Here is a 12,177-nt window from a genome sequence, read left to right on the forward strand (position 1 = left end):
GCAATATCTCAGTCCCAGTAGCCCTCATGGTGAGGTGCTTTGCTTTGGCAAAGCCTCGAACCACGAGGGCGTGGCACTAAACCTGCCCAAACCTCAAAAACCGCACCGCCGCAGCGCCATATTCGCGCTCGTCATCGAGCTCAAAGCCCTCCGGCACCACAACCGGCACATCGGCGCTTTCTTCCCAGACCAGCGTCGCGCCCGGCTTCAGCCAGCCATTCCCCGCCAGTTCGGCCAGCGCTTTTTCCCCCAGACCCTGCCCATAGGGCGGATCGAGAAAAACCAGGTCGAACTGCCCAAACGTGCCCGGCGTCCCCAAGCCCGTCGCATCGCGGCGCAGGAGCTTGGTGATCCCCGCCACGCCAAAGGCCTGGATATGGTCGCGGATCAGTCCGCGCGATTCCGCGCCGATATCGACAAAGGTGACATGCGCCGCGCCACGCGACAGCGCCTCGAATCCCAGCGCCCCGGTGCCGGCAAAAAGGTCGAGCACCCGCATGCCATCGAACACCGGCCCGAGCCGTGACCCCAGAATATTGAACATGCTTTCGCGCACGCGGTCCGCCGTCGGGCGAATGGAATCGTCCGACGGAGACGTGAGCTGCTTGCCGCGAAATTTACCGGCAACAATCCGCATGACTTAGCCGCGCGGCTTGCGCGGACCGGAAGGACGGCCACCCTCAGGGCGGCCACCGGGGCGGCCACCTTCAGGGCGGCCACCTTCAGGGCGGCCACCGGGACGACCACCACCGCCCGGCTTGCCACCAAACGGCTTGCCGCCAGTGGGACGGCCACCGGCCGGGCGTGCACCACCGGGACGACCGCCCTCGGGGCGACCGCCACCCGGACGGCCTGCGCCGGGACGACCACCGTCAGGACGCGCGCCGCGCGGCTTGTCGCCAAATGCGGGCCGGCCACCCTGCGGGCGGCCCTGAGCGGGACGATCATCGCGGCGCGGCGGACGGCTGTCGTCAAAGGCGCGCTGCGGACGATCCTGACGCGGACCGCGCGCCGGCTTGTCGCCATAGGGCCGTGCCGGACGCTCGTCACCACCACGAGCGGGACGGTCACCAAAGCTACGCGCTGGCTTGTCGCCAAACGAACGCGCTGGACGATCGCCGAAGCTCCGCGCCGGCTTGTCACCGAAACCGCGCTGCGGGCGTTCGCCGCCACCACGCCGTTCGTCATCGCGACGCGGCGGACGATCATTGAAGCTGCGGGCCGGACGCTCATTGCCATCCGGACGGCCGCCACGCTGCGGCCGCTCACCAAACGGCTTGTCGCCATAAGGCTTGCGATCGCCATAGGGCTTCTTGTCGCCAAAGGACGGGCGTTCGCCGTAAGGCTTTTTGTCCCCATACGGCTTTTTGTCCCCATAGGGCTTTTTGTCACCATAGGGCTTCTTGTCGCCAAACGACTTGCGGTCACCCGCCGGGCGATCGGCACGGTCGGGCTTGGGCGCGCGGATCGGCGGGCGGCCATAATTGCTGGCGGGCTGATCGTCGGGATCCACACGCCCACGCGCCGGACGAGCCGGTGCCTTGGGTTCGTATTCCTCCGGCGCGCGACCATCGTCGTCAAAATGCACGCGGCGCGGCCGCACCGGACGTTCATCCTCACGAGCCGACCGGCGGTCATCACCGCGCGCATCAAAGCGCCCACCGCCGGGACCACGGCTGCGTGGCGATTCGCTGCTCGGACGCGGCGGCGGGAACAGGCCTTCGGGCATTTCGCTGTCGAAATCGACATTGGCGGCCTCGGCCAGCTTCTTGCCGAGCTGGTCCTTGAGCATCTTGGCCTTCACCACCTCGATCTGGCCTTCCTTGAGGTCGCCGAGCTGGAACGGACCATAGGAAACGCGGATCAGGCGGTTCACTTCAAGGCCAAGGGCGCCGAGCACATTCTTGACTTCGCGGTTCTTGCCTTCGCGCAAGCCGACGACGATCCACATATTGTGGCCCTGCTCGCGCTCGATCGTCGCTTCGATCGGCCCATAATTGATGCCCTCGACGGTAATGCCGTCCTTGAGCGCATCGAGCTGGGCCTGCGTCACATAGCCATAGGCGCGCACGCGATAGCGGCGCAGCCAGCCGGTGGAGGGCAGTTCGAGCACGCGCTTGAGCCCGCCATCATTGGTCAGCAGCAACAGGCCTTCGGTATTGATATCGAGCCGTCCCACGGTGACGACGCGCGGCAGGCCCTGTTCTTCGACGGCCTCGAAGATCGTCGGGCGGCCTTCGGGGTCCTTCTCGGTCACCACGAGCCCGGCGGGCTTATGATAGAGCCAGACGCGGGTGCCCTGGCGCTCGGCCAGTTGCTGGCCATCCACCGTGATCTTGTCGCGGCTCGTGACGTTGAAGGCGGGGGTAATGACCTTCTTGCCGTTGACCATGACGCGGCCGGAGGCAATCCAGCCTTCGGCATCGCGACGCGAGCAGAGCCCGGCGCGGGCCATGACCTTGGCAAGACGATCGGCGGTTTCGGGTTTTGGTGTGTCGCTCATGCGAACATGACTTCCATAACATGCGGGACCCATTTTGGGCGGCGCGGAGAAAGCGAAAGGCGGCCGGATTGTCCGGCCGCCAGGAGAGTCGTCGAGATGCCGGACGAGGCTGTTAGAGTTTTACGTCCGAAGGCTTGAGGGTCACGTCGGGGCCACCGCCCAGAACGCCGCTGCTGGTCGGACCCTGGGTCCGCAGCGCCTTGCGCACGGCTTCGGGGCAACGCGGGTCGCTGAGCGGAACCAGTTCGCCGGCCGGCGTGCGGCAGACGAGGTTGGCATCACCCACGCGGGTAAAATATTCATCCGGCGGCAGATAGAGCGGGCGGCCCGCGGTCGCGGTCACCTGCATGCCGGCAGCGCTCATGCGCGCCGTCAAAGCGCGCGCCTCTTCGGGTGTCAGCGGACGGCCCGAGAGCGAACGCAGGTCCACGACCTTGGCATTGCGCAGGCGCTGGATATCGGCTTCGCTCAGCTTGGAGGTGTCGATCTGCACGGTATTGCTATTGGCCGGCAGCTGCGCCGCGGCGACCTGCGTGCTCGGCGCCGGCAAGTTCTTGCCGTCGCGCGGCAGCACCAGCGGGGCGCGCGCCGCAGTCAGATCTTCCTTCGGCGCATCGCCGGGGATCAGACCGACGCCACGCGCCGTGGTGTTCAGCACGTCGCGTTCAAAGGTGCCGAAATCGGTCAGCGCATTGGTGCCTTCGACCGTGGTGCAGGCGCCAAGTGCCAGCGTCGCCGCCAAGGCCAGCCCAGCCAGCACTGCACGCGCCGCGGCCGAAATACGGCCATTGTGGCCGGTCAATCCAATACGCATGAAACGTCCCTTACGATAATGGCGGCGCTTATAGCGCATTTGAGGCCCTAAGGCCAGATTTGGGCAGCACAATGATGCGCGAGCCTTAATCGGCCGGCTTGGCTCGGCTCTTGCCAAGGCCAACAAGGTCAACCAGCAACAGGATGACCCCGAGCGTGATCGCCATATCGGCAATATTGAAGATATAAAATGACCAGCTTCCCCAATGAAAATGGAAAAAGTCGGCCACGGCCCCAAAGATCAGCCGGTCGAGCGCATTGGAGAGCGCTCCCCCGATGGCAAAGGCCAGACCCAGCCGCACCAGCGGCGCATCTGTGCGCCACCACCAGACCGAAAGCCCGAGGATCGCCACCATCATGATCGCGCCCAGCGTCCACACCGGCAGCCCATCGAGCAGCCCATAGGAAATGCCGGTATTCCACACCAGCACATAATCGAAGAACGAGCTCACCGGCACGATTTCGCCGCCGCGCCAGCCGGTCATCGAAAACGGCACATAGTTGGAAAAAATCTCGACGCAGTTCGCCTGCCCGATGGCATAGCACTCCGCCGCGATATGATAGCCCTTTTGCGCCCGATCGAGCCCGAAGGCCAGAACGGCCGCAACGAGGGAGGTGTAGATGGCGGAATTTGCTTTCACGACGCTCTCCGTCTTCCCTTCTCCCCTTGCAGGAGAAGGTGGCGCGAAGCGCCGGATGAGGGGTATGGGTTCGTGCGGTCGCTGAGATCGTCAACTGCACTACAGAGATTTATCAACGACCACCGGTTGTCATCCCGGCGAAGGCCGGGACCCATCCTGAGATCTCGAGATGGGCCCCGGCCTTCGCCGGGGTGACAACCGAGAGCGGGATGGGCCCGCGACCGCTTAAGCCTCAACCGCCGCCAACTCACGCAAAGCCTGCGCATCACGCAGCGTTACATCCGGATATTCGGCATCGGACCCAACTTCGGGCAACACCTTCCACGAGCGGGCGCAGCGCGTGCCCTCGGCCAGCGCTGGCACAACCGATACGTCCGGCACATCATCGAGCGTGAACGCTTCAGCCGGACCATCATTGTGCGACATTGCAATCGCCGAAGTGATGGCGATCTCGGCCAGGTCCTGCCCTTCGAGCGCTGTGATATAGCGCGCGTCCGACACAAACACCTTTGGCGCGGCTTCGAGCGAGGAACCGATGCGCTTTTCACGCCGTTCGATTTCGAGCGCCCCGGTTACCACGCGCCGCACGCCGCGAATGAGCTGCCATTTGTTGGCCAACTCGTCATCCAGCCATTCCGCCGGAATCTCGGGGAAGAGCCGCAGATGTACGCTCTCGTTTTCGCCCGGATGCCGTTCCAGCCAGCACTCTTCCATGGTGAATACGAGGATCGGCGCGAGCCAGGCGGTCAGCGCGTTGAACAGATGGTCGAGCACGGTCAGCGCCGAGCGACGCTTCACGCTCGAAATCGGATCGCAATAAAGCGCATCCTTGCGGATATCGAAATAGAACGCCGAAAGCTCGATGTTCATGAAATTGGTCAGGAGCGAGACGACCTTGCGGTAGTCGTATTCCTTATAGGCCGAACGCACCCCGGCATCGAGCTGCGCCAACCGGTGCAGCATCAGCCGTTCAAGTTCGGGCATATCCCGGAAATCAACGACGTCGTCGGCCTTGAAATGGGCGAGATTACCAAGCAGCCAGCGCAGCGTATTGCGCAGCTTGCGATAACCATCGACCGTTGTCTGGATGATTTCCTTGCCCAGACGCAGGTCTTCCGAATAGTCGGACGAGGCCACCCAGAGCCGCAGGATATCGGCGCCGTATTGCTTGATGATGTCCTGCGGGGCAACCGTATTGCCCAGCGATTTGCTCATCTTCTTGCCGTCACCATCCATGGTGAAACCATGGGTGAGAACGCTGTCATAGGGCGCATAGCCATTGGTCGCGCAGCTTTCGAGCAGCGAGGAATGGAACCAGCCGCGATGCTGGTCCGAGCCTTCGAGATACATCGAGGCCGGGAATTTCAGATGCGGCCATTTTTGTTTATTGCGCAACACAAAGGCGTGGGTCGAACCACTGTCGAACCACACGTCGAGCACGTCAGTCACCATCTCGTAGTCGGCAACCTTATAGCCCTCGCCGAGATAGCGTTCGGCAGCGCCCGGCTTGAACCAGGCGTCGGCGCCCTCTTCCTCAAAGCTCTGGGCGATGCGGTGGTTGACCGTTTCATCGCGCAGGATTTCCGAAGTTCCCTTGTGCACAAAAACCGTGATCGGCACGCCCCAGGCGCGCTGACGGCTCAGCACCCAATCGGGACGATCAGCGATCATGGCACGCAACCGGTTCTGCCCGGCCGAAGGATAGAATTTGGTCTTGTCGATGGCATTGAGCGCCCGGTGACGCAGCGTATCGCCCTCGGCGCCCTCGATGGCCTTGTCCATATAGACAAACCATTGCGGCGTGTTGCGGAAGATCACCGGCTTCTTCGAGCGCCAGGAATGCGGATATTGGTGCTTTACGCGGCCACGGGCAATGATATTGCCTTTTTCGGCCAGCGCCGCGATGACGCGATTATTCGCATCGCCCTTCTTGCCATTGTCGTCGATGACGCGCGCGCCATCAAAACCAGGCGCTTCGGACGTGTAGAACCCATCGTCGCCCACAACATAGGGGATGGACGGGTCGATGCCTCGATCCTGCAACAGGCGCGTCGATTCCATCCAGATACCAAAGTCATCAAGACCATGGCCCGGCGCGGTATGCACAAAGCCGGTACCGGCATCGTCGGTGACGTGTTCGCCATCGAGCAGCGGCACGTCGAAATTGTAGCCGTCGGCATGGCCGCGCAGCGGGTGCTCGGTCAGCGCACCGGCAAGCATTTCCGCGCTAACGGGGAAGACCTTTTCGTAGGCTTCGACCTTGGCCTTCTTCATCACGTCTTCGGCCAGGTTGTCCGCGAGGATATACTGGTCGCCGACAACGGCCCAATTGCCATCGGGCGCCGCCGTCACGCGGTAAAGGCTGTAGGCGATCTTGCTCGAAAACGAGATGGCCCGGTTTGCCGGGATGGTCCAGGGCGTGGTGGTCCAGATCACGACGCTCGGCCGAACAAGCTTGCTGCCCGGAGCCGGTTCGACCCCGCCAAACCGTGTGACCGGGAATTTTACCCAGATCGTGTCGCTCTCATAATCGGCATATTCGATCTCGGCCTCGGCCAGCGCCGTGCGTTCGACCACCGACCACATCACGGGTTTTGACCCGCGATAGAGCTGGCCAGTCATGGACACCTTCATCAGCTCGCGCGCGATCTGCGCTTCGGCGTCAAAGCTCATGGTGAGATAGGGATTATCCCATTCACCCAAAATTCCCAGACGCTTGAATTCCTCGCGCTGGATATCGACCCAGCTTTCGGCAAAGGCGCGGCATTCCTGGCGGAATTCCACCAGGGGGACTTCGTTCTTGTCCTTGCCCTTGGCGCGGTACTGCTCTTCGATCTTCCATTCGATGGGCAGGCCGTGACAATCCCAGCCGGGGATATAGGCAGCGTTGTGGCCAAGCATCTGCATGGACCGGCTCACCAAGTCCTTCAGCGTCTTGTTCAGCGCATGCCCGATATGGATATTGCCGTTCGCATAGGGAGGGCCGTCATGCAGCGTAAAGAGCGGCCGGTCCTTGGCCTGCTCGCGCTGCAGCGCATAAATATCCATGTCCTGCCAGCGCTTGAGCCAGATCGGCTCGCGATCGGGCAGGCCCGCGCGCATCGGAAATTCGGTTTGCGGCAGAAAGAGCGTGGCCGAGTAATCTGTTTCGGTCGCGCCTGGAGCGGTATCGGTCATGGATCGGCAATCGGTACGGGAAGAATGGCGTGCCTTTTAGCAAGGCAAGGCCAATGGGGCAAAGGTTGATTTCAGCCGAAAAACCCCAGCGTCTCGTCCAGCGCCCCGATCGGCCGCGCTTCGGCGATCATCGCCCGCGCCTTACGGCTGTCGCGATCCATGGCCGCGATGAGATCGTCGAGCCCCTTGAACACTTCCTGCCCGCGGATATGGCCGATCAGCGCCACGCAGATCGTCTGCCCATAAATATCGGCGTCGAAATCGAAGAGATGCGTCTCAAAGGGCGGAAGCTGATTGTCGAACATCGGCTTGCCATAGGCGGCAACGCCATCGAGCAGCTTACCGCCCACCTTGGCCCGCACGGCATAAACGCCCTGCGCGAGCTGAAAGCCGGTCTGCGTCATCGTATTAGCCGTCGGATAACCCAGTTCGCGCCCGCGCTGGTCGCCCTTGACCACGCAGCCTTCAAAAAACCAGTGATAGCCCAATAGCCGATTGGCCGCGGTCACCGCGCCTTCGGAGAGCGCCGCGCGAATGCGCGAAGAGGAAATCACCTCGTCGCCCTCATCCATCAAATCCAGCGTTTCCACCGCGAAGCCCAGCTCATTGCCTTTTTCGCGCAAAAAGCTCGGCGTACCCCGCCGCTGGCGGCCAAAATGGAAATCCGACCCGATGATGACGCCCTTCACATCGAGAGCGCCAACCAGAAAATCGGCGACAAAAGTCTCCGCCTCGATCTGCGAAAACGCCGTATCGAAGGGCAGGACGATGATGCCATCGAGCCCCAGCGCCTCGGCCAGCGCCGCCTTGGCATCGCCCAGCGTCAGCCGGAACATGAACGGAGTTGGCGCAAAAACGTCGCGCGGATGCGGCTCGAACGTCAGGATCAGCGCCGGCACGCCCGCCGCGTGCGCCCGCTCGCGCAAAGCCGCGATGACCCGCTGATGGCCGCGATGCATGCCGTCGAAATTGCCGATGGCGACATAGGCGCCTCTCAGCGCCGCTGGGAGTTCCGAAAAACCGGAAAGACGAACGAAAGCGCTCAATTCATGACGCCCAATTGAGACGCGGCAGAAAGCCGGCCACCTGCGCCCCGCTCGGCGCGATCAGGTCGGCAATCGCCTGCGGATCGGGCTTGCCGAAAGCATCGAGTTCGGCCGCATGGATCGACCCGGTAATAAATAGGAGATCAATGCCAAACTGCGCCGCGCCCGTCGCATCGGTGCGCACGCTGTCGCCAATGGCCAGCACCCGGCTCTTGTCGAGCGCCTTGCCCGCCGCCAGTTCGCCGAGGCGAAACGCCTCTTCATAGATCGGCTGATAGGGCTTTCCCGCCATCAAGACCATGCCGCCCATGGCCGCATAAAGATCGCCCAAGGCGCCGCCGCAATAGATGATCTGGTCGCCATGCTCCACCACCCGGTCAGGATTGGCGCAGATCATCGGCAGCTTTCGCTGTAGCCACAGCTTGGCGCGCTCGCGATACATTTCCGGGGTGTCTTCGTCGGTATCGAGATCGGTCACGACGACGACTTCGGCCTCTTCGGGCCCCGTGCGCTTGAGATCGAACCCGTCGTAAAGCGCATCGTCCTCGGTCAAGGGACCGACGTGATGAATAGCGCGCCCGCGATATTTGGAAATCATCGTCCGCGTCGCGTCCCCCGAGGAGACGATGGCATCATAGGCCTCGCGCGGCACATTGAGCCGGTCGAGCATGGCAACGATCGGCGGCGACGGCCGCGGCGCATTGGTGATGAGAACCACCTTGCCCCCGGCGCGGCGATATTGCACCAGCGCATCCACCGCCTCGGGAAAGGCCGAGATGCCGTTGTGGATGACACCCCAGACATCGCTCAGCACCGCATCGTAGCGCCCCGCGAGATCGGCGAGGCCGGAAATGATGGGCAGGGGCGCGGCTGCGGACATGGGTCAGTTCCCGTCTAAAAATGTCTCAGGCTGCTATGTGGCAGTTCGGTCCGGGCGATCAAGTCCGAAACCGATGGAATTGCCGATTTCAGAGCTCGGCGCGACGGCGTGCCGCTTCCGGACGCTGCGGGGCGGGCGGCGCCACAGTGCGGGTCGGCTCGAGCAGCAGGTCGGGACGCACCGGGCCCGGCGGGGCGACATGATTGCCCTGCACCAGCGTGATTTCATTGTCGAGCAGCTCGACGATCTGCCGCTCGTCGCTTACCCCGGTCGCGAGGAGGGTAATATCGAAACGCCCCACATAGCTCGCGATATCGGAGAGGTGGAAGTCGGTATAGACTTCCGGCGAATTGATCAGCTTGCCCGCATTGACACGGATCGTGCGCACGCCAAGTTCGGAAAGATCGGCAAAATTGAGCCGCAGCGAGGAGGCATTGGACAGCGAGAAACCCGCGCCGCGCCGCTGGATCGCCTGCAGCGCCGTGCGCGCCGTCTGCATCAGTTCCTGGAATTCCACCTCGCCAATGGTGAAGATCAGGCCCGTCGCAATGACGCGATTGGCATCGAGAATAGCGAGCAACTGCTCCACCGCCGCGCTGTCGCGCAGCGTCGCGCCGCTCAGAGGAATATAGAGCGAAATGGCCTGGCCGCCGGTACGGGCGCGACGGGCAATGGCTACCGCTTCATTGAGCGCAGTGCCGTCCACGCGCTGCAACACATCCTCGCCGCCATGGCGCGGCAGGAAGTCGACGGGTTCAGCCACATCGCCATCTTCGAGCATCAGGCGCGGAATGAGATCGTAGCCGGCAGGGCGGCGCTGCGGCAGACGCGCCACGGGCTGGATATGATAAACAAGGCGCTGGTCGCCCAGCGCCTGACGCACCATGTCGAGGGGAATGATCGGTTCGATATCATCATGCCGTTGCGGCGGCGAAACCGCACGCGGCGCTTCCCCGGCAAACCGATCGGGTGAAGCCACCACACCGGCCGCAGCGGCCTTTTCCTCGATTTCCGCTACCGCTTCGGCCACCTGGCGAATGACCGTGCCAAGCACGGAAATATCAGCCTCGATGGTTTCGAGACGCTGGCCGGGATTGAGTTCGGAAAGGGCATTGATGCGGCGGCCGAGAACCGAGCCAGCCTGCGCGTCGGTCGCAAGCAGTCGCGACAAATCCTCGATACCGCGTTCGAGACGTTTTTCCGCACGCAGCCGCAAACGGCGTTCGGTAACCAGTGTGGCAATGCAAACAACGACCAGCGCAACCAGGATCGCTTCGGCAAGCGTAAAGGACAAGGCGAAATAGGTCATTGCGCCAATCGCAAAACCAGCAAGCGCGATAAAGAGATAGACCAGAGCCTGCATGGCATCCAAGGTTCAGATTGTGGCTAGATTCGACATGCAAGTCATATCATTGCCTCTCCTCGGGAAAAAGCGCTGAGACGCGATCCTACAGGTAAAGAACGGATTATTTACCCTGTTCGTCAACACTCCCCGTGAGCGTCATAGCTGTCCGGCACACGTCGGACGCATGGCGAAACACTAGGATTTAGGCGTAATGGCAATGATTTCCGGCCTCGACAACGCGCTGAGCGGGCGACTTCTGCTCATCGACGGCGACGTTGAAGCGGCCTCCCAGATTGGCGAATCATTGAGCCAGGCTTTGCTCTGCACGCCTGCCGTTACCCTCGTTAAGTGCGGCCGCGAGGCTCTCGACACCCTGCGCGCCAACCGATTCGACATTATTTTGGCCGATATGCCGAGCCTTGCCGACATCGCCGATCGCGATGACGAAGGCATGGGGCGCGTCGTTCGCCATGCCGAAGGCGCGCTTGTCGTTGCCATGGCCGGCGGCGCCTCGGTTACTGCCGCCGTCAGCGCCATGCGCTCGGGCGCCCATGATTATGTGACCAAGCCTATTGCCGGCCCGACCCTTGCCACCCGGATCGGCGAACTGGCCCAGCGCCATGGCAGGCCGCGCTCGCTCGGGCTCGATACCAGCCTGCCCCAGGCCGTCCCCGATTTCGCCGGCTTTGTCGGCGCCTCGAACGCTATGCAGTTCATCTACGATCAGATCGGGCGCGTCGCCACATCAGCCGCCCCGGTCTTCATCACCGGCGAAAGCGGCACCGGCAAGGATGTCTGCGCCGAAGCGCTCCACTCTCAGGGTCCGCGCGCGGGAAAACGCTTCGTCGCCATCAATTGCGCCGCCATTCCGCGCGACCTGATGGAAAGCGAATTGTTCGGCGTTGCCCGCGGCGCCTTTACCGGCGCGCATGAAGACCGCAAGGGCGCGGCCGAACTGGCCGATGGCGGCACGCTGTTCCTCGATGAGATCGGGGAAATGGATCTTTCCCTGCAATCAAAACTGCTGCGGTTCCTGCAAACGGGCACCATCTCCCGCGTCGGCGAAGCCAGCATGCGAAAAGTCGATGTGCGCGTCATCTGCGCCACCAATCGCAATCCCTTGCAGATGATTACCGAGCGCAAGTTCCGCGAGGATCTGTTCTATCGCCTGCATGTCCTGCCGATCCACCTGCCCCCGCTCCGCCAGCGCCCCACCGACATCATGGTGCTGGCCCGCCATTTCCTCGAGCGCTACGCGCGCGAAGAACACAAAGTCTTTGGCGGCTTTTCGGGCGAGGCGGCGCAGCAACTGACCGCTGCCGATTGGCCGGGCAATGTGCGGCAATTGCAAAATCTCGTGCGTCGCATCGTCGTCATGTTCGATGGCGGTGATATCGACATCGGCATGCTCACGGCCGCCGACATCGAGTCCCAGGCTTTCATCCCGGTCGAAGCCCCTGCCCCCCGCGCCGAAGGCCGCCGCGCCATCCTGCCGATGTGGCAGCAGGAACAAAAAATCATCGAAGACGCCATCGCCGCCTTCGCCGGCAATATCTCCATGGCCGCCGCGGCGCTGGAAATTAGCCCCTCGACGATCTACCGCAAACGCCAAAGCTGGGCGGAGATGCAGAAGGCGGGCTGACAAGGGTGCTCGCGGCCGAGTGCCCTCAYCCAGTAACCCTCATGGTGAGGTGCTTTGCAGAGCAAAGCCTCGAACCACGAGGGTGTGCCCCTATGCTGCGACGCCACGCCCCTTGCAAACCCCGGCGTCA

The 12,177-nt window shown here is 62.8% G+C and carries 9 protein-coding genes; 1 reads left to right on the forward strand and 8 read right to left on the reverse strand.

Features of this window, described 5'->3' with window-relative positions:
* Window positions 1-76: 76 nt before the first annotated feature.
* From rsmD to ASD83_RS08690, 8 genes are all read right to left on the reverse strand, one after another.
* A complete protein-coding gene (gene rsmD / locus ASD83_RS08655) occupies window positions 77-637 on the reverse strand; it encodes a 16S rRNA (guanine(966)-N(2))-methyltransferase RsmD (protein ID WP_056309703.1) in 561 nt (186 codons plus the stop codon).
* 3 nt (window positions 638-640) lie between these two features.
* Window positions 641-2,503, reverse strand: a complete 1,863-nt coding sequence (locus ASD83_RS08660) for a pseudouridine synthase (RefSeq protein ID WP_056309705.1) — start codon at window positions 2,501-2,503, stop codon at window positions 641-643.
* Between the two features lie 112 nt (window positions 2,504-2,615).
* Window positions 2,616-3,317, reverse strand: a complete 702-nt coding sequence (locus ASD83_RS08665) for a hypothetical protein (RefSeq protein WP_156385839.1) — start codon at window positions 3,315-3,317, stop codon at window positions 2,616-2,618.
* An 85-nt stretch (window positions 3,318-3,402) separates the two neighbouring features.
* The gene (gene lspA / locus ASD83_RS08670) at window positions 3,403-3,957 is read right to left on the reverse strand and encodes a signal peptidase II (RefSeq protein ID WP_056309710.1); all 555 of its coding nucleotides are present in this window, start codon (window positions 3,955-3,957) and stop codon (window positions 3,403-3,405) included.
* Window positions 3,958-4,182: 225 nt separating this feature from the next.
* Complete coding sequence (gene ileS / locus ASD83_RS08675) at window positions 4,183-7,134, reverse strand: isoleucine--tRNA ligase (protein WP_056309711.1); 2,952 nt, start codon at window positions 7,132-7,134, stop codon at window positions 4,183-4,185.
* Window positions 7,135-7,205: 71 nt separating this feature from the next.
* On the reverse strand, window positions 7,206-8,180 hold the full coding sequence (locus tag ASD83_RS08680; protein ID WP_056309713.1) for a bifunctional riboflavin kinase/FAD synthetase: 975 nt from the start codon (window positions 8,178-8,180) through the stop codon (window positions 7,206-7,208).
* Between the two features lies 1 nt (window position 8,181).
* Window positions 8,182-9,060, reverse strand: coding sequence for a TIGR01459 family HAD-type hydrolase (locus tag ASD83_RS08685; protein ID WP_056309715.1), 879 nt, complete (start codon window positions 9,058-9,060; stop codon window positions 8,182-8,184).
* An 88-nt stretch (window positions 9,061-9,148) separates the two neighbouring features.
* Entirely contained in the window at window positions 9,149-10,423 is a 1,275-nt protein-coding gene (locus tag ASD83_RS08690; RefSeq protein ID WP_156385841.1) for an EAL domain-containing protein, read from the reverse strand.
* A gap of 193 nt (window positions 10,424-10,616) precedes the next feature.
* Here ASD83_RS08690 and ASD83_RS08695 point away from each other — a divergent pair, with 193 nt between their 5' ends.
* Window positions 10,617-12,047 carry a sigma-54-dependent transcriptional regulator gene (locus ASD83_RS08695; RefSeq protein ID WP_244489122.1) on the forward strand — a complete coding sequence of 477 codons (1,431 nt, stop codon included), beginning with the start codon at window positions 10,617-10,619 and terminating at the stop codon, window positions 12,045-12,047.
* The last annotated feature ends 130 nt before the right edge of the window (window positions 12,048-12,177 follow it).

The sequence above is a fragment of the Devosia sp. Root685 genome (genome assembly GCF_001427875.1).
In the GTDB taxonomy this organism is placed as follows: Bacteria; Pseudomonadota; Alphaproteobacteria; order Rhizobiales; family Devosiaceae; genus Devosia.